At 64.2% G+C, this 24,468-nt stretch carries 21 protein-coding genes; 13 read left to right on the top strand and 8 right to left on the bottom strand.

Translation table 11 applies throughout. The features are described from left to right. Positions 1–117: 117 nt before the first annotated feature. Together HU763_RS08550 and HU763_RS08545 are read left to right on the top strand one after the other, a co-directional pair. Positions 118–894 carry a CPBP family intramembrane glutamic endopeptidase gene (locus tag HU763_RS08550; protein WP_225931939.1) on the top strand — a complete coding sequence of 259 codons (777 nt, stop codon included), beginning with the start codon at positions 118–120 and terminating at the stop codon, positions 892–894. A gap of 198 nt (positions 895–1,092) precedes the next feature. Then, positions 1,093–2,658: a methyl-accepting chemotaxis protein gene (locus HU763_RS08545; protein ID WP_186690641.1), complete on the top strand. Its 1,566-nt coding sequence runs from the start codon at positions 1,093–1,095 to the stop codon at positions 2,656–2,658. Between the two features lie 162 nt (positions 2,659–2,820). Here the strand turns inward: HU763_RS08545 and HU763_RS08540 are convergent, their stop codons facing one another. The 5 genes from HU763_RS08540 to HU763_RS08520 all read right to left on the bottom strand — a co-directional run bounded on the left by HU763_RS08540 (position 2,821) and on the right by HU763_RS08520 (position 6,191). Then, entirely contained in the window at positions 2,821–3,705 is an 885-nt protein-coding gene (locus HU763_RS08540; RefSeq protein WP_186690643.1) for a pseudouridine synthase, read from the bottom strand. A gap of 51 nt (positions 3,706–3,756) precedes the next feature. Then, the gene (locus tag HU763_RS08535; protein WP_170029066.1) at positions 3,757–4,065 is read right to left on the bottom strand and encodes a transcriptional regulator; all 309 of its coding nucleotides are present in this window, start codon (positions 4,063–4,065) and stop codon (positions 3,757–3,759) included. A gap of 65 nt (positions 4,066–4,130) precedes the next feature. Then, entirely contained in the window at positions 4,131–4,562 is a 432-nt protein-coding gene (locus HU763_RS08530; RefSeq protein WP_186690645.1) for a D-Ala-D-Ala carboxypeptidase family metallohydrolase, read from the bottom strand. Positions 4,563–4,670: 108 nt separating this feature from the next. Further along, positions 4,671–4,910, bottom strand: coding sequence for a glutaredoxin family protein (locus HU763_RS08525; RefSeq protein WP_186690647.1), 240 nt, complete (start codon positions 4,908–4,910; stop codon positions 4,671–4,673). 72 nt (positions 4,911–4,982) lie between these two features. Further along, a complete protein-coding gene (locus HU763_RS08520) occupies positions 4,983–6,191 on the bottom strand; it encodes an ammonium transporter (protein WP_186690649.1) in 1,209 nt (402 codons plus the stop codon). A gap of 312 nt (positions 6,192–6,503) precedes the next feature. Between HU763_RS08520 and HU763_RS08515 the strand changes: the two genes are divergently transcribed. The 8 genes from HU763_RS08515 to dacB all read left to right on the top strand — a co-directional run bounded on the left by HU763_RS08515 (position 6,504) and on the right by dacB (position 15,533). Continuing rightward, a complete protein-coding gene (locus HU763_RS08515) occupies positions 6,504–6,818 on the top strand; it encodes an ElaB/YgaM/YqjD family protein (RefSeq protein WP_170029062.1) in 315 nt (104 codons plus the stop codon). A gap of 9 nt (positions 6,819–6,827) precedes the next feature. Next, a complete protein-coding gene (locus tag HU763_RS08510) occupies positions 6,828–7,202 on the top strand; it encodes a phage holin family protein (protein ID WP_051098817.1) in 375 nt (124 codons plus the stop codon). Continuing rightward, the gene (locus HU763_RS08505; RefSeq protein ID WP_186690651.1) at positions 7,199–7,528 is read left to right on the top strand and encodes a hypothetical protein; all 330 of its coding nucleotides are present in this window, start codon (positions 7,199–7,201) and stop codon (positions 7,526–7,528) included. Before HU763_RS08510 ends, HU763_RS08505 begins: the two co-directional genes overlap by 4 nt. Positions 7,529–7,630: 102 nt before the next feature. After that, the gene (locus tag HU763_RS08500; RefSeq protein ID WP_186690653.1) at positions 7,631–8,962 is read left to right on the top strand and encodes a deoxyguanosinetriphosphate triphosphohydrolase; all 1,332 of its coding nucleotides are present in this window, start codon (positions 7,631–7,633) and stop codon (positions 8,960–8,962) included. Between the two features lie 277 nt (positions 8,963–9,239). Then, complete coding sequence (locus tag HU763_RS08495) at positions 9,240–9,857, top strand: response regulator transcription factor (protein WP_186690655.1); 618 nt, start codon at positions 9,240–9,242, stop codon at positions 9,855–9,857. 8 nt (positions 9,858–9,865) lie between these two features. Then, positions 9,866–13,492 (top strand): ATP-binding protein, encoded by a 3,627-nt coding sequence (locus HU763_RS08490; protein WP_186690657.1) that lies wholly within the window; start codon positions 9,866–9,868, stop codon positions 13,490–13,492. Between the two features lie 41 nt (positions 13,493–13,533). After that, positions 13,534–13,878, top strand: a complete 345-nt coding sequence (locus HU763_RS08485; protein WP_004376110.1) for a YggL family protein — start codon at positions 13,534–13,536, stop codon at positions 13,876–13,878. Between the two features lie 197 nt (positions 13,879–14,075). Further along, the gene (gene dacB, locus HU763_RS08480; RefSeq protein WP_186690659.1) at positions 14,076–15,533 is read left to right on the top strand and encodes a D-alanyl-D-alanine carboxypeptidase/D-alanyl-D-alanine endopeptidase; all 1,458 of its coding nucleotides are present in this window, start codon (positions 14,076–14,078) and stop codon (positions 15,531–15,533) included. 180 nt (positions 15,534–15,713) lie between these two features. Here dacB and HU763_RS08475 read toward each other — a convergent pair whose 3' ends face one another. Together HU763_RS08475 and rlmKL are read right to left on the bottom strand one after the other, a co-directional pair. Beyond that, positions 15,714–18,104: a sensor domain-containing diguanylate cyclase gene (locus tag HU763_RS08475; RefSeq protein ID WP_186690730.1), complete on the bottom strand. Its 2,391-nt coding sequence runs from the start codon at positions 18,102–18,104 to the stop codon at positions 15,714–15,716. 94 nt (positions 18,105–18,198) lie between these two features. After that, the gene (gene rlmKL / locus HU763_RS08470; protein ID WP_186690731.1) at positions 18,199–20,391 is read right to left on the bottom strand and encodes a bifunctional 23S rRNA (guanine(2069)-N(7))-methyltransferase RlmK/23S rRNA (guanine(2445)-N(2))-methyltransferase RlmL; all 2,193 of its coding nucleotides are present in this window, start codon (positions 20,389–20,391) and stop codon (positions 18,199–18,201) included. Positions 20,392–20,951: 560 nt separating this feature from the next. Here rlmKL and rmf point away from each other — a divergent pair. Further along, positions 20,952–21,167, top strand: a complete 216-nt coding sequence (rmf, locus tag HU763_RS08465; RefSeq protein ID WP_003248687.1) for a ribosome modulation factor — start codon at positions 20,952–20,954, stop codon at positions 21,165–21,167. Between the two features lie 147 nt (positions 21,168–21,314). On the opposite strand, the gene HU763_RS08460 is transcribed toward rmf, so the two are convergent. Further along, positions 21,315–22,337 carry a quinone-dependent dihydroorotate dehydrogenase gene (locus HU763_RS08460; RefSeq protein ID WP_186690733.1) on the bottom strand — a complete coding sequence of 341 codons (1,023 nt, stop codon included), beginning with the start codon at positions 22,335–22,337 and terminating at the stop codon, positions 21,315–21,317. 157 nt (positions 22,338–22,494) lie between these two features. Here HU763_RS08460 and HU763_RS08455 point away from each other — a divergent pair, with 157 nt between their 5' ends. Both HU763_RS08455 and HU763_RS08450 read left to right on the top strand, forming a co-directional pair. Continuing rightward, a complete protein-coding gene (locus HU763_RS08455; protein ID WP_186690735.1) occupies positions 22,495–23,709 on the top strand; it encodes a CmpA/NrtA family ABC transporter substrate-binding protein in 1,215 nt (404 codons plus the stop codon). A gap of 11 nt (positions 23,710–23,720) precedes the next feature. After that, positions 23,721–24,296, top strand: coding sequence for an ANTAR domain-containing response regulator (locus tag HU763_RS08450; protein ID WP_170029052.1), 576 nt, complete (start codon positions 23,721–23,723; stop codon positions 24,294–24,296). Positions 24,297–24,468: the final 172 nt, after the last annotated feature.

Below are 24,468 nucleotides of genomic sequence, written 5' to 3'. Positions count from 1 at the left end.
CTCGATAGTAGCGGCGAAGCTGAAATCTTGGGCCGCTATACGGCCCGTCGCGACACAAGGCCGCTCCTACCAGCGATGGGCAGCGGCCCATTTCCATTTACCCGAGAAGGACCACTCGTGCCTCGCCTCCAGCTGATCGCTCTCCTACTCCTGGCCCTCGGTTACACGCTCGCCCTGAGCCACGGCAAGCTCGGCATCGCCAGCCTGCCCACCTTCCTCGCCCTGCTCACCAGCGCCCTGCTTGCTGGTCGCCCGCAGCGCTGGCTACAAGCCTTGGGCCATGGGATGTTCATCCTGCTGGCTATCGCCCTGGCACTGCACTGGCTGCCCGGTTTCAACGCAGCCAAGGTCATCGACAGCACCACTTTCAGCCCCGGCGCCCAACCTTTCACGATGTACCTGAACCTGGACAAACCGCTGATCGGCGCCTGGCTGCTGCTGGCCTGCCCTTGGCTGATCCTGTGGCGCAGCCAGGGCCTGCCGGCCAGTCTGCTGTGCGCCCTGCCCCTGACCCTGCTGGCCTGCCTGGGCGGGGCCTGGGCCCTGGGCATGGTTGCATGGGCGCCGAAATGGCCCGAACAAGCCTGGTTGTGGCTGCTGAACAACCTGTTGTTGGTCAGCCTGACCGAAGAGCTGCTGTTTCGCGGTTATCTGCAAGGCGGCCTGCAACGCCTGCTGCGCCATCAGGGGCTGGCGTTGCTCGCCGCCGCCACGCTGTTCGGCCTGGCCCACCTGGGGGCTGGCTGGCAGTGGGTATACCTGGCCACGCTTGCCGGAGTGGGCTACGGCTTGGCGTACCGCTGGGGCGGCTTGGCGGCAGCCGTGCTTTGCCATTTCGGCCTGAACCTGGTGCATTTCGCGCTGTTCAGCTACCCAATGCTGGCTCTTGGCTAGCTAATCGGTCATCATCTGACTTCTACGTCATTAATCCGCAGTAAAAACGCAATAATGACGCAAACAAGCTTGAACGTGCCCGGCGACTACCCCAGATTGCATAATGGCTCATTGCCATAGATCAAGCCTTGCAAATATTCACTCAATAAAACCAGGGCCTTGCCGATAGCTTTGGAAAGCCCTGCGGACTATCAACCCATGCGTAACAACCAGCCGATTACCCAGAGAGAAAGGACTTTCCCTGCCCAGCAGCGGTTGATCTCCACCACCAATGCCAAAGGTGTGATCACTTACTGCAACGATGCTTTCATCGAGATCAGTGGTTTCACCCGCGAGGAACTGACTGGCGCGCCGCACAACCTGGTGCGCCACCCGGACGTGCCGCCTGCCGTGTTCGCGCACATGTGGCAGACCCTCAAGCAGGGCCAGCCATGGATGGGCATCGTCAAGAACCGCTGCAAGTCCGGCGACCACTACTGGGTCAACGCCTACGTCACGCCGATCTTCGACAATAACCAGGTGGTTGGCTTCGAATCGGTGCGGGTCAAACCCACTGCCGAACAGATTCGTCGCGCCGAGGCGCTCTACCAACGCATCAACCAAGGCAAGCCGCCCGTACCACGCCGCGACAAGTGGCTACCGGTGCTGCAGGACTGGCTGCCGTTCATCCTGATCAGCCAGGTGGGCTTCCTGATCGGCAACTGGCTCGGCCATTCCTGGGGCTTCGCCCTGGCCGCCGGGCTTTCCGTCCCCCTGGGCCTGCTCGGCCTGGGCTGGCAGCAGCGCGGCCTCAAGCGCCTGCTGCGCCTGGCCGAACAGACCACCTCCGACCCGCTGATCGCACAGATGTACACCGACAGCCGCGGCGTGCAGGCGCGCCTGGAAATGGCCATGCTCAGCCAGGACGCGCGCATGAAAACCTGCCTGACCCGCCTGCAGGACAGCGCCGAACACCTCAGCGAACAGGCACGCCAGTCCGACGCCCTGGCGCACAAGAGCTCCTCGGGGCTGGAACGCCAGCGCGTGGAAACCGAACAGGTCGCCGCCGCTGTCAATCAGATGGCCGCCACCACCCAGGAAGTGGCCAACCACGTGCAGCGCACGGCCGATGCCACCCAGGAAGCCAACCGCCTGACCAGCCAGGGCCGGCAGATCGCCGGGGAAACCCGGGAAGCCATCGAGCGCCTGTCGGCTGCGGTGGGCGAAACCGGCCAGACGGTCACCCAGCTGGCCAAGGATAGTGACGAGATTGGTGGCGTGGTCGATGTGATCAAGGGCATCGCCGATCAAACCAACCTGCTGGCATTGAACGCAGCCATCGAAGCGGCGCGTGCGGGTGAAATGGGCCGTGGCTTTGCCGTGGTGGCCGACGAAGTGCGCCAGCTGGCACAGCGCACCGCTGAATCCACCGGGCAGATCCATGGGCTGATCGCCAAGCTGCAACAAACTGCCAGCAACGCCGTGCTGACCATGGAAACCGGCCACCGCCAGGCACAGGAAGGCGTGGACCGCGTGATGCAGGCCGACGAAGCGCTGGTGGGCATCAGCGAAGCGGTGGCCAACATCACCGACATGGCGACCCAGATTGCGGCAGCGACAGAAGAACAGACGGCGGTAGCGGACGAGATCAGCCGCAACATCAGCACCATCGCCCAGCTGGCCGACCAGACTGCCGAACAGGCCCAGCATTCGGCGCTGCTCAGCGAGGAGCTGACCAGCACCGCAGGTACTCAGTACTCACTGGTGGAGCGTTTCAACCGCTGAGGCCGTTTCCGCTGGGAGCGGCTTCAGCCGCGATCACCGGCAAAGCCTGTGCCATCCACCGTACCGCCTGCTTTGCGGATGAATCCGCTTCTACAGTTGACGCTATTTCTGTAGAAGCGGCTTCAGCCGCGATCACCGGCACCGCCGGTGCCAGCCTCCAGATTACCAATCCAGGTGCAAGCGGCTCTCGAAATAACGCTCTTCGCCACTCAGTGGGTCCTCGAAACGCAAGCTCTGCGCCAGCAGTTTCAACGGCCGCTGGTAGTCATCGTCTTCCTTGAGCAACTGCGGGTAAAACGGGTCATTGCTGATCCCTGCGCCCAGTGCCGCCATGTGCACGCGCAGCTGGTGGGTCTTGCCGGTCACTGGCGACAACCCGTAACGCCACAGGTCGCCATGCTTTTCCAACACCTCAGCCCACGTTTCGCTGTTCGCCTCCCCCTCGACCTCATGCATGCGGAAAAACGGCTCGCCATGCACCAGGCGGCTTTTATGCACCAGCGGGAAATCGTGTTGCGGCATGGCCGCGGCAATGGCCTGGTAGCGTTTATCGATGCGCCGCTCGGGAAACAGCCGCTGGTAGGCACTGCGGCTCTGCGGGTTGGCGGAAAACAGCACCAGCCCGGCGGTATGCCGGTCGATTCGGTGCAACGGCACCAGGTGCGGGTTGCCCAGGTGGCGAATCAACCGGCGCAGCAAGGTTTGCTCGACGTATTCTCCGCTCGGCGTCACAGGCAGGAAATGCGGCTTGTCCGCCACCACCAGGTGTTCATCCACATGCAACACCGCCTCCTGCACCGGGATCGGCCGCTCATTCGGCACCTCGCGGAAGTAATGCAGGCGCATGCCCCGTTTGTACGGCAGCTCGGCCGCGACTGCTCGCCCCTCGGCATCCAGCACCCGGCCACGGGCAAAGCGATCGAGCCATTGGGCTCGGTCGATGGCCTTGAAATGGTCGCACAGGCAGTCGAGTACCGTCGCCCAGTTACCGGGTGGCAGGCACACCGTGCTGGCTTGCTGGCGGGCGGGGTCGAACGGCGTGGTCATGGCAGGGCTCGAAACAGTCACGGCCGCGCATTATCCTCCAAGCCCGCGCCCTCAACCAGCCTTGGCCATCGCTTCGCTGCGCTCCTTCAACCAACGCAGTACCTGCACCGGCTCCCAGCGGCCAGGGTCGTACAGGGCATACAGCAACCCCTGGTAACCCACCACATCCAGCCCGCGGTGGTAGCCGGCACGCTGGAACAAGGCCTCTATCTCGGCGAAGCAGGTATTGAAGTGGACCTTGCCGAACGGCGTGCGGTCGTCGGTTACCAGGCCTTCGAGGCGCAGTTCCAGAACAGCGTCGGCCACCCGTTCGACGGGCATGCGGTTGACGCTGTACTTGAGTTGCTCGACATTGAGCATGGCTTTACCTCGATACTGTATTTATATACAGCATACGAACATCCCCTTGCTGCCGTCAATGCGCTTCATTGCAGCCCCTCCTCGTAGCCGCTGCCTCTGCGAATCGTCAGTACCTGTCGTCGCGGCCTGCCTGGGGTCACCGCCAGGTGTACCCATTGGTCGAATTCGAGGATCAGCTGGTCGAAGGGAATGGCGCTTTCGCTGATGCGCCGCACGACTTCGCGCGGGCTGACTTCGATCACCGTGAAGTCGGCGGCCAACCCTTGCAAATGCTTGCTCGCCATCGACCCGCCAATGCGGCTGTTGACCGCCGGACTGCGATAGCCACTGCTGACGATGACCGGCGCGCCGAACAGGGCGCGTACCTGCTCCAGGACATTGCACAGCAGTTGCAGGTTGGTCCGCGCCTCGGCTGGCGGGTCGTTGTCGAGCCCTTCCCTGGCGGCAAGCTGCGAAACGGTCATTTCATCGAGGGAGAAATGGGGGGTAATAAGCATGCTTGGGGTCCTGATGATTGGTGGCAAATGCCGGCCTCAGTGTGCCGGCAAGTGATCATCACGACGCAGCGCGCCACATGGAGCAGGGAGGCACCTCCCCTGGTGCCGTCATTGCGCGAGAAACGCCACGACCTGCTCGGAATCGAACGGCCAATGCAGCTCGGCGCCATTGTCGCAGCGCCGCAACACCGGAATGATCAGGCCGTAGCGCTCGACCATCGCCTCGCTTTCAGCAATATCGACCAGTTCCACCAACAGGCCGTGATCGACGAAGGGCATCAGCACAGCCTCGGCCACTTCGCACAGGTGGCAGCCGAGGGTGCCGAACAGTTGGCATTCAGGCAGCATGGGCAGGTTCCGGATTGACATGCACAGAAGCCTATTCTAGGCCGCTCCTGCCCAGCGCGCACCTGACCTGGCTCAATCCTGGCTGGTTGCGCCGATACGGTGCAACGACAGGTCGGCGCCCTGGAACTCCTGCTCATGGCTCAAGCGAAGGCCATGCAACGCGCGGATCGCACCGTACACGGCAAAGCCGCCGGCCAGTGCCACCAGCACGCCCAACAGGCTGCCCAGCAACTGACTGACCAGGCTGACACCGCCCACACCGCCCAAGGCCGCCTGGCCGAACACACCACAAGCCAGGCCGCCCCACACGCCGCACAGGCCATGCAACGGCCACACGCCCAGCACGTCGTCGATCTTCCAGCGGTTCTGCGCCGCCGTGAAGGTCCAGACGAAAAGTGCACCGGCGACCAGGCCGGTAACCAGTGCGCCAACCGGGTGCATCAGGTCGGAGCCCGCACAGACCGCCACCAGGCCGGCCAGCGGACCGTTGTGCAGGAAGCCCGGGTCGTTACGGCCGGCCAGCAACGCCGACAGGGTGCCACCGACCATGGCCATCAACGAGTTGATCGCCACCAGGCCGCTGACACCCTGCAGGGTCTGCGCACTCATGACGTTGAAGCCGAACCAGCCAATGATCAGGATCCACGACCCCAGCGCCAGGAACGGGATGCTCGACGGCGCAAACGCCACCAACCGGCCATCGCGATAGCGCCCTCGACGCGCGCCCAGCAGCAGCACCGCTGCCAAGGCCAGCCAGCCGCCCATGGCATGCACCACCACCGAGCCGGCAAAGTCATGGAATGGCGCGCCAAAGCGTGCCTGCAACCAGGCTTGCAGGCCGAGGTTGCCGTTCCACACCACCCCCTCGAAGAACGGGTAGACGAACGCCACGATCAACGCCGTGGCGCACAGCTGCGGCACGAAGCGCGCCCGCTCGGCAATGCCCCCGGAGATGATTGCCGGGATCGCTGCGGCGAAGGTCAGCAGAAAGAAGCACTTGACCAGCGCGTAACCCTGGTCGGCCGCCAGTGCGGCTGCCGGCTGCAGGAAGTTGACCCCGTAGGCGATCCAGTAGCCGATGAAGAAGTACACCAGCGCCGAGATGGCAAAATCGCTGAGAATCTTCGACAAGGCATTGACCTGGTTCTTGTGGCGCACCGTACCCACTTCGAGAAACGCGAAGCCGGCATGCATGGCCAGCACCAGGATGGCGCCCATGAGGATGAACAGGGTATTGGAACCGTGGACCAGAGAATCCATCGCGCTGTGCATGTTTTCCATGAAGTAGGCAGACCTGCTGAAAAGGCACCAGGACAGTTCAAGAACCTGCATCCCTGCACCGAATCGGTGCCCCCCCCCTGCCCTGTTTCGGTGAGCCGGGCGGGCCTGCGCGGTTTTTTCTTGGGTTTGTCGTGGATTGGGTTAAGGTTTATCGGTAGCCGCTGCGTCGGCGCCCTGAATCGGCGCAAAACCTGCCACGAACGCCCCGCAACGTGGCAAAGCCTCAAGCAAGGCCCATACCAGCGCCGGCACTTGAACCTTCCGCGTGTGCTATCACTCGAACTACCAACATTCATCGACAGGGAGACACCCATGGCCAGCAAATCGGCAAAGACTGCACAAGAGATATTGATGGCTGACTTCCAGGCGCTGGTGCGCGACACCGAGAAGCTGCTGGCCGACACCGCCAACCTGGCCGGCGACCAGGCGGACGAATTGCGCGGACAGATTCACGAGCGCCTGGCCCAGGCCCGCGAAACCTTGCAACTGACCCAGGACTCGGTGCGCGAGCGCGGCCAGGCTGCGTTGGGCAGCGCCGAGCAGTACGTGCAGGAAAACCCGTGGCAGGCGATCGGCATCGCGGCGGGCGTCGGGCTGTTGATCGGCCTGCTGGCCAACCGCCACTGAGGGGATACCATGGATAACGACGCCAACGGCGCCAGCGCTTCAGGCAAGCGCCTGGGCGCAGCTGCGCTGGGGCTGCTGCACAGCCATATCGAACTGTTCGGCATCGAGTTGCAGGAACAGAAGGGCCGCACCTTGAGCCTGCTGTTGTTCGCCGGCCTGGCCCTGGTGTTCGCCTTGCTGCTGCTGACCGCCTTGTCCGGGCTGTTGTTGGTGCTGCTGTGGGACAGTTATCGCCTGGCCGGCATCATCGGCCTCTGTGTGTTCTACGGCATCGCCGCACTGTACTGCGGGCTGCGTCTCAAGGCCGCAGTATTCGACGAATCGTCACCGTTCGGTGCCACCCTCGAGGAACTCGCCAAGGACCGGGAGCGCCTGTTGCCATGAGCCTGCCAGAACTGCCAGACACGCGTAACCCGCGGGAATTGCGCAAGGCGTTGTTGCGCCTGCGCATGGAAATGCACCGCCAGGAAATCCGCCACGAATCCGCGCAGCTGCTGGAACCGTTGCGCCGCGTGCGTGGCATGGGCAACTCGCTACAGGACGGCCTGGGCATCAAGCATGCACCGCTGTGGGGGATCGGCGCCGTGGTGGCACTGGGTTTCCTCACCGGCAAGGGCGTACGCAGCGGCAACCTCGCGCGGCTGCTGCGCCTGAGCACCAGCGTGCTACCGCTGCTGCGCCTGTATCTGCAAGCCAGCCGCCGTCCTTGAGCGTTTTATGCCGCCTGCGATGGTCTCATCGCAGGCTTTGCCCCTTGCGCTGACCCTTCGGACACCCGAAGCTATACCCCTCGATGCACAGGAGACCGCGCCTTGGACTGGCACACCCTGCTCACCCGCGAACGCCTGGGCAAAGCGCTGTACAGCGCCGATGAGCTCGGGCGCAGCCCCTTTCACAAAGACCACGACCGCATCATCTTCTCCGGAGCCTTCCGCCGCCTCGGGCGCAAGACCCAGGTGCACCCGGTTTCCAGCAACGACCATATCCACACACGCCTGACCCACTCGCTGGAGGTCAGCTGCGTCGGTCGCTCACTGGGCATGCGCGTCGGCGAAACCCTGCGCGACAGCCTGCCGGACTGGTGCGCCCCCAGCGACCTTGGCATGATCGTGCAGTCGGCCTGCCTGGCCCATGACATCGGCAACCCACCGTTCGGCCACTCCGGCGAAGATGCCATCCGCCACTGGTTCCAGCAGGCCGCCGGGCGCGGCTGGCTGGATGACATGAACGACGACGAACGCGCCGACTTCCTCAACTTCGAAGGCAACGCCCAGGGCTTTCGGGTACTCACCCAGCTGGAATATCACCAGTTCGACGGCGGTACCCGGCTGACCTACGCCACCCTCGGCACCTACCTGAAATACCCGTGGAGCGCGCGCCACGCCGACGCCCTGGGCTACAAGAAGCACAAGTTCGGCAGCTACCAGAGCGAACTGCCCCTGCTCGAGCAGATCGCTCGCAAGCTTGGCCTGCCGCAGCTGGAACACCAACGCTGGGCACGCCACCCGCTGGTCTACCTGATGGAGGCCGCCGATGACATCTGCTATGCGCTGATCGACCTGGAAGACGGCCTGGAAATGGAGTTGCTGCAATACGCCGAAGTCGAAGCGCTGCTGCTCGACCTGGTCGGCGACGATCTGCCGGAAACCTACCGCCAGCTCGGCCCGGGCGATTCCCGGCGGCGCAAGTTGGCCATCCTGCGTGGCAAGGCCATCGAACACCTGACCAACGCCGCCGCCCGTGCTTTCGTCGAGCAACAGCAAGCCCTGCTGGCCGGCCAGTTGGCGGGCGACCTGGTCGAACACATGCATGGCCCGGCCAAACGCTGCGTGCTGCAGGCCAAGGCCATGGCGCGCAACAAGATCTTCCAGGACAAGCGCAAGACCTTGCACGAGATCGGCGCCTATACCACCCTGGAGATTCTGCTGAACACCTTCTGTGGCGCAGCCCTCGAACAGCACGGCGGGCGCACGCCCTCGTTCAAGAGCCGCCGGGTGCTGGACCTGATCGGCAACAATGCCCCCGACCCGCACGGCTCCCTGCACAGTGCCTTCCTGCGCATGATCGACTTCATCGCCGGGATGACCGACAGCTATGCCAGCGAAATGGCTCGCGAGATGACCGGTCGCTCCAGCCCGGTCTGAACCTGGCAGGTGCAGCCCGCCCCCGGTGCTACCATCCTGCTTGAAGGAAACTTCCTACATATACGCACGACAAACTAAACAACACGATTAAAAACAAAATGATTGGTTACCAAATTTGTTTTGACATCGTGTTGAATCCCCCTATTTCGTAGACAGATTTGTTTTATCTTGTAAGCCATTTCCCATATAGGTCTAACAGCCCTTCCTCGCATCCCCGATCACTTCCAACTGCGATAAGGTGCCGCCTGTCACCTCAATCGCCCGCAGGAAGTTGAACATGCAATCCATATTTATTGTCGACGACCATCCTGTCATCCGCCTGGCTGTCCGTATGTTGCTGGAGAACCAGAATTACAAGGTTGTCGGCGAGTCGGACAACGGTGTGGACGCCATGCAGATGGTCCGCGAAACCAACCCCGACCTGGTCATTCTCGACATCAGCATCCCCAAGCTGGACGGGCTGGAGGTGCTGTCCCGCTTCCAGGCCATGGCATTGCCGTTGAAGGTTCTGGTATTGACCGCACAATCGCCGGCATTGTTTGCCGTACGCTGCATGCACTCGGGTGCCGCCGGCTATGTGTGCAAGCAGGAAGACCTGAGCGAATTGCTCAGTGCAATCAAGGCAGTATTGGCCGGTTATAACTATTTCCCCAGCCAGGCGATAAAGCACAACCAGGCGGCGGATACCGACCTGCAACTTTTCCGGCAGGTGAACGACCGCGAACTGATGGTGCTGCAGCTGTTCGCCCAAGGCCGCAGCAACAAGGAAATCGCCAAGGGCATGTTCCTCAGCAGCAAGACCGTCAGCACCTACAAGAAGCGCCTGATGCACAAACTTCAGGTCGATACGCTTGTCGACCTGATCGAGATGGCCAAGCGCAATGCACTGGTCTGAGGATGGTCATGGCGCGCCCTATCGCTCGCCTGCTGCTCGCCCTGCTCCTGCTCAGCAGCGTGGCACAGGCTACCCATCAAGAAGCCTCTTCCTACACGTTGCTGGCCCGGTCATCGGCTCAACCCGCCCTGCCAGCGCTTACCGCCAAACAAAGGCAATGGCTCGACAGCCGTCAGGAACTGGTACTGGGTACCTCGGCACCGGACTACCCACCCTTTGACATCACCAGTGGTGGCCGCGACTATCAGGGCCTGACCGCCGAGTACGCCAGCCTGATCGGCAAGGCCCTGCAGTTGCCGGTGAGGGTACTGCGCTTTTCAAGCCGGCAGGCGGCGGTGGAAGCGCTGCGCCACGGCGACATCGATCTGCTTGGCAGTGCCAATGGCTACGAGGCAGCCAGCGACGGCCTGGCGCTTTCGCACCCCTATGCCATCGACCAACCGGTGCTGGTAACGCGTGAGGACGAAAGCCGGGCACTGGACGTGGGCTTGCCTGGCATGCGCCTGGCCATGCTCTACCACTACCTGCCCAGACAAGAAGTCCTGGGCACCTACCCCAAGGCCGAGCTCCTGGCCTTCGGCTCTTCCAGCCAGGCCTTGAATGCCGTGGCGTTCGGCCAGGCCGACGTGTTCATCGGGGATACCATTTCCACCCATTACCAGCTCAACCGCGGCCACTTGCCGCGCCTGCGCATGGCCAACTTCGGCAAGCACGAAGCCATCGGCTTCGGCTTTGCCCTGCGCCAGCAGGACAGGCTGCTGATGGAGCTGGTGAATGCCGTGCTGGACAGCCAGCCCCCCGCCATACGCGCCAGCATCTTCAAACGCTGGAGTGCCGGCAGCGATTTGTTGCTGACCGACCGCAAGCTGCAACTGACCGAGGCCGAAGAGCAATGGTTGCGCGACCACCCGGTGATGCGTGTGGCGATCGATGACACAGCCGCACCGGTGTCCTACTTCGATGGCGCGGGGCATATTCGCGGCATTACCGCCGACCTGCTGGAACTCATCCGCCTGCGTACCGGCTTGCGCTTCGAAGTGCAGCGCGCCAGTGGCATCGCCGACATGATTGCCCGCCTCAAGGACGGCCGCGCGGATGTCATCGCCGCATTGGCCACCGGCGGCGACGCCGAGGACAACCTGCAGATCAGCCGCCCTTACCTGGAAAGCGCCTACGTACTGGTCAGCCGCAAGGACAACGAGGCACCGGCCTCGCTGGAACAGTTGCACGGGCGTCGCATCGCCATTACCCGCTACAGCGCCATGGACGCGATGCTGTCACAGCACTATCCACAAATCGGCTGGATCGAGACGGAAAGCACGTTCTACTCCATGGCATTGCTCAACAGCGGCGCCGTCGATGCAGTGATTACCACCCTGGTCGACGCCAACCATGCCCTGGCCAGCAATCCCGAGCTGGTCATCCGCACCACTGTCGGTAGCGAACCCGCCAATTTCGCCATGGCGACCAGCGCCTCGTCGCAGGTGCTGGTCTCGATCCTCGACAAGGCCCTGCTGAGCATCTCGCCGGAGGAGCTGGGGGTAATCAACAACCGCTGGCGCGGCTTCGACCTGCACGATGACGGCAACGGCCGGGATTACCATCGCCTCGCGGTACAGCTGGTACTGGGCGCAGCCGTGCTGTTGCTGCTGGCGCTGCTCTGGAACGCCCGCCTGCGCCTGCAGATTCGCCAGCGGCAACGCGCCGAGCGCGCGCTGAACGACCAACTGGCGTTCATGCGCGCCCTGCTCAACGGCACGCCTCACCCCATGTACGTGCGTGACCGCGAGGGCTGCCTGCAAAGTTGCAACTTCAGCTACCTGGAAGCCGTGCAGGCGTGCTCCGAGGAGGTCATTGGCAAACGCCTGAAAGACAGCCTGTTCGCCGAGTACGAGCATATTCGCCAGATCGAGGCGGATTACCTGAAGGTGATGGCAGTCGGCACCCCGCTGATCATGGACCGGCCGCTACGGATCAAGGGCCGTGAGATGACCATTTACCACTGGATCCTGCCGTATCGCGACTCGCTGGGCGAGGTCCAGGGCATCATCGGCGGCTGGATCGACATCAGCGACCGCCGCCAACTGGTCATGGAACTGCGCCAGGCCAAACAGCAGGCCGACGATGCCAACCGCGCCAAGAGCACGTTCCTGGCCACCATCAGCCACGAGATCCGCACCCCGATGAACGCGGTCATCGGCATGCTGGAACTGGCGGTCAAGCGTGCCGACCAGGGCCGGGTGGACCGCAGCGCTCTGGAACTGGCGCACCACTCGGCAAAGGACCTGCTGGGCCTGATCGGCGACATCCTCGATATCGTGCGCATCGAGTCCGGGCACTTGACCCTCGCCCCGGAAACCGTCGACCTGGCGGCCCTGGTCGAATCGGTAGGGCGCATTTTCGAGGGCCAGGCACGGCAGAAAGGCCTCGCCCTGGAAGTGATGATCGCCCCCGCGGCACGCTGCCATGCACTGCTCGACCCACTGCGTTTCAAGCAGGTGTTGTCCAACCTGGTGAGCAACGCCATCAAGTTCACCGAACATGGCCAGGTGCGCATCAACGTCAGCCTGGATGAGGCCTGCACCCCGGCAGTGCTGGAGCTGGAGGTGCGCGACAGTGGCATTGGCATACCCGCTGACGACCTGCAACGCCTGTTCAACCCCTTCATCCAGGCCAACCCGCACAGCCAGGGCGCTCGCGCGGGCACCGGCCTGGGCCTGGCCATCTGTCGCAACCTGTGCGAAATGATGGGCGGCGACCTGAGCATCAGGAGCCTGGAAGATGTCGGTACCCAGGTGCGCCTGAAGATGCCGCTGCAGCGGGTAGACGCCCCCACGCTGCAGGCCCCGTTGCCTGAAGAACTCGACGTGCCCGACCCACGGCTCAGCGTGCTGGTGATCGACGACCATCCGGCCAACCTGCAGTTGATGGCGCAACAGCTTGGTTACCTGGGCCTGGACCATGCCAGTGCCCACGATGGCCGTGAAGGCCTGGCTACCTGGCGGGCGGGCGACTTCGATGTGCTGGTGCTCGACTGCAACATGCCACACATGAACGGCTATCAGCTGGCCTCTGCGGTTCGTGCCGAAGAGCGCCATGGCAAGCGCTCGCGCTGCACCATTCTCGGCTACACCGCCAATGCGCAACCGGAGGTGCGGCGCAAATGCCTGAGCGCCGGCATGGACGACTGCCTGCTCAAGCCCATCAGCCTCAGCACGCTCAGCCAGCGCCTGGCCGGCATCCGCCCGCGGCGCCAGCAAAAACCCCGGCGCAAGCTGTATAACCTGGACGGGCTGGCTGCAGTGGTCGGGCATGACCCCAACGACCGCCAGCGCTTCCTGGAAGCCCTGCAGCAAAGCCTGCAGGCCGATCTGGCCACGCTCATGGCACTGCATCCGGAGCACGACAGCGGGGCCATCGGCGAACAGGCGCACAAGGTGCTCAGCGCCGCACGCATGCTCGAAGCCCCCGAGCTGATGGCGGCCTGCGAAGCCCTGGAGGCCGGCGGCTTGTCCACCCTCCAGCTGCGCCGGCGGCGCCAGGCACTGGCGCGGCACATGTGCCGGGTGGAACGGGCCCTGGCCAGGGAACTGGCTACCGATAGCTGCACACAGGCAGGCAGCCAGGCGTGTTAACTGGTAGACTGCGCGGCGTTATTACCTAAGAGGATTGTTTCATGGCCACAAACCGCTCCCGTCGTCTGCGCAAGAAGCTGTGTGTCGACGAGTTTCAGGAATTGGGCTTCGAGCTGAACCTGGAATTCAAGGAAGATCTGGATGACCAGGCAATCGATGCTTTCCTCGACGCGTTCCTGGCAGAAGCCATGGACGCCAACGGCCTGGACTATGTAGGCGGTGACGATTTCGGCCTGGTGTGCTCGGTCAAACGCGGCTCGGTCAGCGAAGAACAGCGTGCAGCCGTTGAAGCCTGGCTCAAGGGCCGCAGCGAACTGACCAAGATCGAAGTCAGCCCGCTGCTGGACGCCTGGTACCCGGAAAAGCCGATCAACAAGGCCGAGTAATACCGGCCCGATCGCTGAAAAGGCCACCTTCATGGTGGCCTTTTTCATGGCCAGTGGTTTTCCATGGGTGGTGCTTTTCTGTCGAACGTGGCGCATCGTCGCTGCGCTTGGGGCATAATGCGCATTCTTTCATCCTGGGGCCATCATCCTTTACAGCCCCAATGCCCTTTCCCCTCGCCGTAGGGTATTTACGCACTATGATCAAAAAGCTTCGTCCCCTCATGCTTGCCGGCCTGCTGCTGCCATTCGCCCTGCCCAGCCAGGCCGCCGCCGTCAATACCACCCTGCCCCCCAAAGTGCAGCAGGCCCTCAAGGCCAGCAAGCTGCAGGACTCGGCGCTGTCGCTGGTGATGCTGCCGCTGGACGGCCCTGGTACACCGACCGTGTTCAACGCAGATGTGTCGGTAAACCCGGCCTCGACCATGAAACTGGTCACCACCTACGCCGCCCTCGAACTGCTTGGCCCGACCTTCCAGTGGAAGACCGAGTTCTACACCGATGGCACGCTCAGCAACGGGGTGCTCAACGGCAACCTGTACCTCAAAGGCGGCGGCGACCCGAAACTGAACATGGAAAAGCTGTGGCTGCTGATGCGTGACCTGCGTGCCAATGGCGTGCGCACCATCACCGGCGACCTGGTGCTGGACCGCAGCCACTTCGTGCAGCCCAACCTGCCGCAATTCAACGATGATGGCGGCGATGAAAACAAGCCGTTCCTGGTCAAGCCGGACTCGCTGATGATCAACCTCAAGGCCCTGCGCTTCGTGGCCCGCAATGATGGCGGCAAGGTCACCATTGCGGTCGAGCCGCCGATTGCCAGTATCCGCATCGACAACCAGGTCAAGGCGGTAGCCTCCCGGCAGTGCGCGGGTGATGTGCGCTACAACCCGGTGCCGCAGGCCGATGGCATCAGCGTGACGGTCAGCGGCCAGCTGGGTGAAGGCTGCAACTCGCAGACCTACCTGTCGCTGCTTGACCACCCGACCTACGCCGCCGGTGCCGTGCGCGCGATCTGGAACGAGCTGGGTGGCAGCATCCAGGGGGGCGACCGCTTCGAGAACGTGCCAAAAGGTGCGCGTCTGCTGGCCCGGGCCTTCTCGCCAGACCTGGTGGAAGTGATCCGCGACATCAACAAATACAGCAACAACACCATGGCCCAGCAACTGTTCCTGAGCCTTGGCGCGCAGTTCCGCACCGATGCCGATGGCGACGATGCCCGCGCCGCCCAGCGCGTGGTGCGTCAATGGCTGGCGAAGAAGGGCATTACCGCACCGCACCTGGTCATGGAAAACGGCTCCGGCCTCTCGCGCGCCGAGCGGGTCAGCACGCGGGAAATGGCGGCAATGCTGCAGGCCGCCTGGAAAAGCCCGTACGCCGCCGAGTTCATCAGCTCGATGCCGCTGGTGGGCATGGACGGCACCATGCGCAAGCGCCTGAAACGTACGGCGATGTCGGGTGAAGGGCACATCAAGACCGGCACCCTGAACACCGTGCGGGCGATCGCCGGCTTCAGCCGCGACAGCAATGGCCATACCTGGGCGGTGGCGGCAATCCTCAACGACCCGAAACCATGGGGCGCATCGCAGGTGCTCGACCAGGTGCTGCTGGACCTGTACCGCCAGCCGAAGCTGGCCGGCAGCACTGCGGCCAATTGACCGCAGCGGCCCGGCAACAAAGGGCCGGCTGACCCGGTCGGTGTAGGAGCGGCCTCGTGTCGCGATGGGCTGCGCAGCAGCCCCCAGCCATTTGGTATTGCGAAGCTGGATCCTGGGGCTGCGTTGCAGCCCATCGCGACACGAGGCCGCTCCTACATCGATCGCGCCCGCCATGGCCGATCAGGCCGACTCCCCCTCCACCCGGTCGCGCCCGGCCTGCTTGGCCGCGTACACCCCGGCATCGGCGCGCAGCAGCAAGGCATCGGCACCTTCTCCCCGCCGCCAACCCGCTACCCCAAAGCTGGCAGTCACCCTGCCCACACCCTCCACCGGCACATTGCGCACCCCCTGCCACAGCTCCAGCGCCAGTTGCCGCGCCTGCTCGGCATCGCTGCCTGGGCAGAGCACCATGAATTCCTCGCCACCCAGCCGGCAGAACACATCGGTACGCCGCAGACGCTGGGCAATGCGCAGGCACAAACTGCGCAGCACACGGTCACCGACGGCGTGGCCGAAGCGGTCATTGATGCGTTTGAAATGATCGATGTCGAGCATGATCACCGCCAGCGCCTGGCCATCGCGCTGGGCCCGTTCCAGCTCGGACTTCAAGCGCTCCTGGAAATAGCGGCGGTTGTGAATGCCGGTCAGCGAATCGGTCACCGACAGCGTCCGTAACTCCTCTTCCACGCTCTTGAGGTCGGAGATATCGGTCAGGTAGCCATGCCACAGGGTGCAGCCCTGCTCGCCCACCTCCGGCGTCGCCTCGCCACGCACCCAGCGCAACCCGGCACGCGGCAGGCAGACCCGGTACTCCTCGCGCCAGGGCGACAGGTGCTCGGCCGAGTAGCGCACTGAACGGCGTACCCGCTCCAGGTCATCGGGGTGGATGCGCTCGAACACCGCCGTGGCATCCTCGCGCAACTGCTGCAGGTCGACTTCGTAGATGTCGTACAGGCCCATGCTGGCGTAGGGGAAGCACGAATGGCCATCGCTATCCAGGCGGTACTGGTAGATACCACCCGGCACTTCAGCACTGAGCTTTTCCAGCAGGCGATCACGCGCCGCCAGCGCCTCATGTACCCGACGCCGTTCGGTGACATCGATGCAGATCGCCAGGTAGCCCGTCCACAAGCCTTGTTCATCGAGCATGGCGGTGACCAGCATGTTGGCCACCAGCTGGCTGCCATCGGCGCGCAACAGGGTCCACTCCCCCGGCTCGGCACCATGCGCCTGCACCGTCTCGGCGAACATGGCCTGGCCGCCGGCGATCGGTCGGCCGTAACGCAGGCTCAAGGCGTGGGCGCGCTGGCTCAATTCCTCGGCCAGTACCAGGTCTTCCAGGTGCAGTTGGCCAATCGCCTCGCTGGCCGGGTAACCGAGCATGCGCTCGGCACCCGCGTTGAAGGTGCTGATGACGCCCTTGAGGTTGGTGGCGATGATCGCCACCTGGGTCGCGGCATCCAGCACGCTGCGCAGCTGATTATGGGTGCCGCGCAGGGCTTGCTCGCTGACCCGCAGCTCGGCGCTGCGCTGCTCGACCAGGGCCAGGGCACGCTGGCGCTGGCTGAACAGGCTGTGGAACAGCACGCTGAGCAGCAGGCTCAACAAGCCACCCAGCAAGCTCACCGCCAGCACTGCGGAGGAACGGTTGGCCTGCATGAACGCCAGGCTCGGCCTGATGCCCAGCTGATAGTGGTGGTCGGCCAGGTGCAGCAGTTGGTTGCTGGCCAGCGCCAGGGGGGCTACCGGGTTCTGCGAATCGAACAGCACTTCGGGGCCACGCGAGCCGGCGGGATCGACGATACGCACGACCAGGTTGTCGTCTGCCACCGCCGGTTGCCCGTCACTGACCAGCTCAAGCATGCTCAGCAAGGCCACCACGTAGCCGATTGCTGCGCCACTGGGCGCGGAATCGGCAAACACCGGCGCCACCATCAGCAGGCCGCGTGCGTCCGAGCGCCCATCGAACAGGGCCAGTGATCCGGAAACCGCCATGCTGCCTGGCCCGAGCGCCCGCGCCAGTGCCGCCCGGAACGTGGCCTGGCCGGCGAGGTCGAGCCCATAGGGCAACCCAGGCAATTCGCCCGACTGGGTATAGAACACCGGGAAGTAATGGTCACGCAGCGGGGCGGGGTGCCACTGGCCATGTTCGTCCTGGTCCCGCACTACATAACCCGGGCCAAGGTACACGCTGGCCTGGCGCTCGAACTCGGCGCGTTGTGCAGCTTCCACACGCGGCGCCCAGGCATAGGCCAGGGTCCGCTGCAACAATGGCCGGGCGTAGGCGTTGAATGCCTGCGGGGTGACAGCCTCGGCCAAGCTGAAAAACCGCCGCAGCCCGTCCAGGCGCTGCTGCTGTTGGTCAAGGCGCTCGGCGATACGGCTGAAGCGCTCGCTGGCCAGCAGCTCAAAGCGCTGGCGCAGCTGCTGCTTGTAGAAAGTTTGCGCGGCAAGCGCCAGCACGGCGGTCAGCAGGCCGCCCACCAGCAGGGCGACCAGCGCGACAGCCCAGGCGGGCACCCCCTCTGTGCTCAGGCCAAGCAACCGCGCACGCACGCCACCCTTCGACATACACCCGTCTCGTCAAGCCAGCGTCCTGCGGATTATCTTGCCCTGCTGTCATTTATAGCTATTGGCCATCAGCCGCGCAATGTACCTCGTCGCCTCACCGCAGCTGCAAACGCCAGGCGCGATGAATGCGGTTGTTGCGGGCGAAATCCGGGTCCAGCGTCTGGGCGGTGATTTCCTCCACGGCGTAGCGCGTCATCAGGTGCTCGTCGAGCTGGAACTTGCGGAAGTTGTTGGAGAAGTACAACACACCGCCCGGAGCCAGGCGGGCCATGGCCAGGTCCAGCAGTTGCACGTGGTCCCGCTGCACGTCGAACACACCCTCCATGCGCTTGGAGTTGGAGAAGGTCGGCGGGTCGATGAAAATCAGGTCGTAGCTGTCGCGGTTGCCTTCCAGCCAGGCCATCACATCACCCTGCTCCAGGCGGTTGCGTTCGGAGAAACCGTTGAGCGCCAGGTTGCGCCGCGCCCAGTCCAGGTAGGTTTTCGACAGGTCGACGCTGGTGGTACTGCGCGCCCCGCCCTTGGCGGCGTGCACGGTGGCCGTGGCGGTGTAGCAGAACAGGTTGAGGAAGCGCTTGCCGGCGGCCTCGCGCTGGATGCGCATGCGCATCGGGCGGTGGTCGAGGAACAGCCCGGTATCGAGGTAATCGGTGAGGTTGACCAGCAGCTTGACGCCGCCTTCGCGCACTTCCTGGAAGCGCCCTTCGGTGGCCTGACGCTCGTACTGGCGCGTACCGCTCTGCCGTTCACGGCGCTTGAGCACCACCCGCTGCGGGGCAATGCCCAGCGCCTGGGGGATGGCTGCCAGCGCGTCGAGCAGGCGTGCCTGGGCCTTGTCCGGGTCGACCGAACGTGGCGCGGCGTACTCCTGCACGTGCACCCAGTCCTGGTACAGGTCGACTGCCAGGGCATATTCGGGCATGTCGGCATCGTACAGGCGGTAGCAATCGACCTGCTCGCGACGCGCCCACTTGCCCAGTTGCCGAAGGTTTTTCTGCAGGCGGTTGGCGAACATCTGCGCCCCTTCCGACAGGCGCGCCGGCTCGCTGGCCACCGGCGCCTGCGCATCGAGGTCTGCGCCTTGCGCGGGCAGCTCGCGGCGCTCGCCGGTCACGAACTGGTCAGGCTGCACCTTGAACAGCAACAGCTTGCACGGCAAGGCGCCGTTCCAGAACGCGTACTGCTTGTGGCTGCGAATGCCCATGCGCTTGCCCAGCTGCGGCGCGCCGGTGAATACCGCGGCCTCCCAGCCCATGCAGGCCTGGCGCAGGCGCTCGCCGAGGTTCTGGTAGAGATACAGCAGGCTGGCTTCGTCACCCAGGCGCTCGCCGTAGGGCGGGTTGCTGATGACCAGGCCTTTCTGGTTCTGGTCCGGGCGCGGCTCGAAGGTGCTGACCTCGCCCTGGTAGATCTTCACCCAGTCGCCCAGGCCGGCACGCTCGACGTTATTGCGGCCGGGCTGGATCAAGCGTGGGTCGGCCTCGTAGCCACGGATCCACAGCGGCGGCCTGGCCAGGCCGGCTTCGGCCCGTGCCTGCGCTTCTTCATGCACCTTGCGCCACAGCGCCGGCACGTGGCCGAGCCAGGCACTGAAGCCCCAACGTTCACGCTTGAGGTTGGGCGCGATGTCGGCGGCGATCATCGCGGCTTCGACCAGGAAGGTACCGACACCGCACATCGGGTCGGCCAGCGCGCCCCCTTCGGCGGCAATGCGTGGCCAGCCGGCACGGATCAGCACCGCCGCCGCCAGGTTTTCCTTCAGCGGCGCGGCGCCTTGCTGCAAGCGGTAGCCACGCTGGTGCAGGCTGTGCCCGGAAAGGTCGAGGGAGAGGATGGCTTCACCACGGTCCAGGCGCAGGTGCACGCGTACGTCAGGGTCGATCTTTTCCACCGACGGGCGCAGGCCTTCGCGGTTGCGCAGCTTGTCGACGATCGCATCCTTGACCTTCAGCGCACCGAAGTGGGTGTTGTCGATGCCCGAGCCGTGGCCGCTGAATTCCACCGCCAGGGTGCCATCGGCAGCCAGGTGGTCGGCCCAGTCGACCGCGTGCACGCCGTCGTAGAGATCGTCGGCGTTCTTCATGGAGAAGCGCTTGAGCACCAGCAGCACCCGGTTGGCCAGGCGTGACCACAGGCACAGGCGGTAGGCGGTTTCCATGTCGGCGGCGCCGCGAATGGCCGAGGTGTGCTCACGCACCTCATCCAGGCCGAGGCTGCGCGCCTCTTCGGCAAGCAGGCCTTCCAGGCCTTTGGGGCAAGTGAGATAAAGTTCGAAACGGTCCGACATGAGTAATCCAGCGCCTTGGGCTATTTGACTGACGGGGCAACGCATCGCCCCGCGATGTTTGCCGCACCCCTTTCCAGCAGGTGTGCGGGTGGCCTTCCCCGGCACGCGAGCGTGCGGTGAACGGCCGGGCCGCCTGACCAATCTGCGCCTGGCCCAGCGGCAAGGACAGCTTAGATCATCAGGCAGTACGTAAAATTCTGGTGACGGCGGGGCCAATGTGACCCTTCGTCGCATTTCAAATTATTTCCGTCATCCGCCAGCAACGCTGGCGAAATGGCGTCAAGGTTCGGCAAACCCTGATCATAGCGGGCTCAACGCTAAACAAGGTTGAGTCGCATTTATTTACTTATCCCGTCACCCTTGGAAAGGTTACGTCCTTATGACAAATCGATCATTCACACCGTGACCCGCATTCGATAGAACTGGTCTCAGGCCGCTTCGCAACGAGGCGGCACTTTCAGCTCGCCACGCCGGCAGCGAGCGCACACCGGCAGAAAGACTCTGCCCGGCCTCGGAGAGGCCGACGGGACATTACAGTCAACAAGTGAGGGCAACACCCTATGAGAAGACTTAAGCGTGATCCGTTGGAAAGAGCATATTCACGTGGCTACCAATACGGGGTCACCGGCAAATCCCGCGAACTTTGCCCCTTCAATCTTCCTTCTGTTCGCCAAGCCTGGATCAACGGCTGGCGTGAAGGTCGCGGTGATAACTGGGACGGAATGACTGGCACCGCTGGCATCCATAGACTCAACGAAAATCACGCCGTTGGCTGAACGAGGACACTGAATTCGATTTACCATGCACGCCCTATCCGGGCGGCGGGCGAAGGCCCAGGGGCCCCTTGATGGGGCCCTTTTTTATGGCTTCGATTCGGTATCCACGCTGGCTTTTGCGGTTCCCCGGCAAATGGGCCCGTCAGGTCAACGCGGCATCGCGGCGATCGCGTCGACCGCCTCGCGAATCAGCGCCGGCCCCTTGTAGATGAAGCCCGAGTAGATCTGCACCAGGCTTGCACCGGCAGCGATCTTTTCCGCAGCATGGCGGCCTTCGGTAATGCCGCCGGCAGCGATGATCGGCAACTTGCCGCCCAGCTCGCCCGCCAGCACCTTGACGATATGGGTGCTCTTCTCCAGTACCGGCGCGCCCGACAGGCCGCCGGCCTCGCCGCCGTATGGCAGCCCTTCGACACCTTCACGGCCCAGCGTGGTGTTGGTGGCGATCACCGCATCCATGCCCGACTCCATCAGCGCGGCGGCCACCAGGGCGGTTTCTTCATCGCTCATGTCCGGGGCAATCTTGATCGCCAGTGGCACACGCTTGCCATGCGCACCAGCCAGTTGCTCGCGGCGCTCGGCCAGGGCGTCGAGCAGTTGCTTGAGCGAATCGCCGAACTGCAGGCTGCGCAGGCCAGGGGTGTTTGGCGAGCTGACATTGACGGTGATGTAGCTGGCGTCGGTGTAGACCTTGTCCAGGCAGATCAGGTAGTCATCCACAGCGCGCTCGACCGGGGTGTCGAAGTTCTTGCCGATGTTGATGCCCAGCACGCCTTTGTAACGTGCTGCGCGCACCCGGCCGAGCAGGTGGTCGACGCCCAGGTTGTTGAAGCCCATGCGGTTGATGATCGCGGTGGCCTCCGGCAGGCGGAACAGGCGCGGCTTGGGGTTGCCCGGCTGCGGGCGTGGGGTGACCGTGCCGATCTCGACAAAGCCGAAGCCCAGCTGGGCGAAACCGTCGATGGCCGCGCCGTTCTTGTCCAGGCCGGCCGCCAGGCCTACCGGGTTGGCGAAGTTCAAGCCCATGACCGTGACCGGCAATGCCGCCGGCTGCTTGCACAGCACGCCGTTGAGGCCAAGCCGGCCACCGGCACCGATCAGGTCCAGGGAAAGGTCGTGGGAGGTTTCCGGAGAAAGCTTGAACAGCAGCTGGCGGGCCAGGGTATACATGGGCGGCGAGGCTCGGGGTGAATGAGGGGGCGATTATAGCCAGCGCGCAGCCGGCATGACAGCAAATCGTGGGGCAACTGCGCCAGTGCTGCCGCCAGATGGCACATCGGTTGCACCAGACAAGCCCACAGCCTTATCAGTACGGGCGAGGAACCTTGTGAACACAGCACCCCGAGCAATGCCCCTGGCCTGGGTCAACGGCAGCGACGCGCCGGAAAAGCCCAGCCTGAACATCGGCTACATGGCCCTGACCGACTGCGCCTCGGTGGTGGTCGCCGCCACCCAGGGCTTTGCCCAGCAGCATGGCCTTACCCTGAACCTCAAGCGCCAGGGTTCCTGGGCTGGGCTGCGTGACAAACTGGTCAGCGGCGAGCTGGATGCCGCACATTGCCTGTACGGCCTGGCCTATGCCGTGCACCTGGGCATCGGCGGCGTACCGGCCAGCGCCATGGCCGTGCTCATGGGGCTGAACCAGAACGCCCAGGCGATCAACCTGTCGCCGGCCCTGCAACGCAAGGGCGTGACCAACCCCGAGGCATTGGCGCGCCTGGTGCACCAGCATGGCGCACGACTGACCTTCGCCCAGACCTTCCCCACCGGCACCCATGCCATGTGGTTGTATTACTGGCTGGCCAGCCAGGGCATCCACCCGCTGCGCGACGTCGATAGCGTAGTGGTGCCGCCAGCGCAGATGGCTGCGCACATCCAGGCCGGGCGCATCGACGGTTTCTGCGTGGGCGAACCCTGGGCCGCCGATGCGGTGGCCAGGGGCCAGGGCTTCACCCTGGCCACCAGCCAGTCGATCTGGCCGGACCACCCGGAAAAGGTCCTGGCCTGTGCCCGTGCCTTCGCCGAACAGTACCCCAACAGCGCCCGCGCTTTGATCAAGGCGATCCTCGCCGCCAGCCGCTTCATCGAGCAAAGCCCGGAGAACCGCCGCAGCACCGCACAGCTGCTCAGTGGCAGCGCCTACCTGGACACCCCGCTGGAGCGCATCGAACCGCGCCTGCTCGGCCATTACCAGGACGGCCTGGGCAATCACTGGCAAGACCCGCACGCCCTGCGCCTGCACGACCATGGCCAGGCCAACCTGCCCTACCTGTCCGACGGCATGTGGTTCATGACCCAATTCCGCCGCTGGGGCCTGCTGCGCGAAGACCCCGACTACCTCGGCGTGGCCAGCCAGGTGCAGCAACTGGCCCTGTACCGTGAAGCGGCACAGAGCCTGGGCGTGGCCTGCCCCGAGCAGCCCATGCGCAGCAGCCTGCTGATCGACGGTACCCGCTGGGATGGCAGCGATCCCTACGCCTATGCCCGCAGTTTCCGCCTGCATGCCCTGGGCGAGCTGCCCGATGCTCGCGTCGGCGCGTAAGGGGGATGAGCATGTTGCGTATCCTGCTGATCGACGATACCCAGAACAAACTCGGCCGTCTCAAGGCGGCACTGAGCGAGGCCGGTTTCGAGGTGATCGAAGCCCCAGGCCTGACCATCGACCTGCCTGCCTGCGTCGAAACAGTGCGCCCGGACGTGGTGCTGATCGATACCGATTCACCAGACCGTGACGTGATGGAGCAGGTGGTACTGGTCAGCCGGGACCAGCCACGCCCGATTGTGCTGTTTACCGACGAACACGACCCCGCAGTGATGCGCCAGGCGATCCAGGCCGGCGTCAGCGCCTACATCGTCGAAGGCATCCATGCCGCACGGCTGCAGCCGATCCTGGATGTGGCCATGGCCCGCTTCGAAAGTGACCAGGCGCTGAAGGCGCAGTTGCAGGCGCGCGACCAGCAACTGGCCGAGCGCAAGCGTGTCGAGCAGGCCAAGGGCTTGCTGATGAAAATGAAGGACTGCAACGAGGAACAGGCCTACACCCTGATGCGCCGGCAGGCCATGAGCCGCCAGCAGAAGCTGATCCAGGTAGCCGAGCAGATCATCGCCATGCACGAGATGCTCGGTTAGCAACCTGCTTCACGCGGCCCCCCTGTAGGAGCGGCCTTGCGTCGCGATGGGCTGCGCAGCAGCCCCGGCAATCTGTGCTGCAGGCTGAAATTCGGGGCTGCTGCGCAGCCCATCGCGACGCAAGGCCGCTCCTACAAATACCCGGTCGCTTGGCAAAGTTGGCCCATCTCTT

The organism is Pseudomonas anuradhapurensis (assembly GCF_014269225.2).
Taxonomy (GTDB): Bacteria; Pseudomonadota; Gammaproteobacteria; order Pseudomonadales; family Pseudomonadaceae; genus Aquipseudomonas; species Aquipseudomonas anuradhapurensis.
The sequence above is the reverse complement of the archived record's forward strand: the minus strand, read 5'-3'. Positions and strand labels throughout refer to the sequence as shown.

Bases quoted from the DNA above. Each gene is read 5' to 3' on its own strand.
- HU763_RS08535 (WP_170029066.1), bottom strand. From the start codon at position 4,065: ATGCTCAATGTCGAGCAACTCAAGTACAGCGTCAACCGCATGCCCGTC.
- HU763_RS08490 (WP_186690657.1), top strand. From the start codon at position 9,866: ATGGCGCGCCCTATCGCTCGCCTGCTGCTCGCCCTGCTCCTGCTCAGC.
- HU763_RS08545 (WP_186690641.1), top strand. From the start codon at position 1,093: ATGCGTAACAACCAGCCGATTACCCAGAGAGAAAGGACTTTCCCTGCC.
- HU763_RS08495 (WP_186690655.1), top strand. From the start codon at position 9,240: ATGCAATCCATATTTATTGTCGACGACCATCCTGTCATCCGCCTGGCT.
- HU763_RS08510 (WP_051098817.1), top strand. From the start codon at position 6,828: ATGGATAACGACGCCAACGGCGCCAGCGCTTCAGGCAAGCGCCTGGGC.
- HU763_RS08460 (WP_186690733.1), bottom strand. From the start codon at position 22,337: ATGTATACCCTGGCCCGCCAGCTGCTGTTCAAGCTTTCTCCGGAAACC.
- HU763_RS08515 (WP_170029062.1), top strand. From the start codon at position 6,504: ATGGCCAGCAAATCGGCAAAGACTGCACAAGAGATATTGATGGCTGAC.
- HU763_RS08540 (WP_186690643.1), bottom strand. From the start codon at position 3,705: ATGACCACGCCGTTCGACCCCGCCCGCCAGCAAGCCAGCACGGTGTGC.
- HU763_RS08475 (WP_186690730.1), bottom strand. From the start codon at position 18,104: ATGTCGAAGGGTGGCGTGCGTGCGCGGTTGCTTGGCCTGAGCACAGAG.
- HU763_RS08450 (WP_170029052.1), top strand. From the start codon at position 23,721: ATGTTGCGTATCCTGCTGATCGACGATACCCAGAACAAACTCGGCCGT.
- HU763_RS08525 (WP_186690647.1), bottom strand. From the start codon at position 4,910: ATGCTGCCTGAATGCCAACTGTTCGGCACCCTCGGCTGCCACCTGTGC.
- dacB (WP_186690659.1), top strand. From the start codon at position 14,076: ATGATCAAAAAGCTTCGTCCCCTCATGCTTGCCGGCCTGCTGCTGCCA.
- rlmKL (WP_186690731.1), bottom strand. From the start codon at position 20,391: ATGTCGGACCGTTTCGAACTTTATCTCACTTGCCCCAAAGGCCTGGAA.
- rmf (WP_003248687.1), top strand. From the start codon at position 20,952: ATGAGAAGACTTAAGCGTGATCCGTTGGAAAGAGCATATTCACGTGGC.
- HU763_RS08505 (WP_186690651.1), top strand. From the start codon at position 7,199: ATGAGCCTGCCAGAACTGCCAGACACGCGTAACCCGCGGGAATTGCGC.
- HU763_RS08520 (WP_186690649.1), bottom strand. From the start codon at position 6,191: ATGGAAAACATGCACAGCGCGATGGATTCTCTGGTCCACGGTTCCAAT.
- HU763_RS08530 (WP_186690645.1), bottom strand. From the start codon at position 4,562: ATGCTTATTACCCCCCATTTCTCCCTCGATGAAATGACCGTTTCGCAG.
- HU763_RS08485 (WP_004376110.1), top strand. From the start codon at position 13,534: ATGGCCACAAACCGCTCCCGTCGTCTGCGCAAGAAGCTGTGTGTCGAC.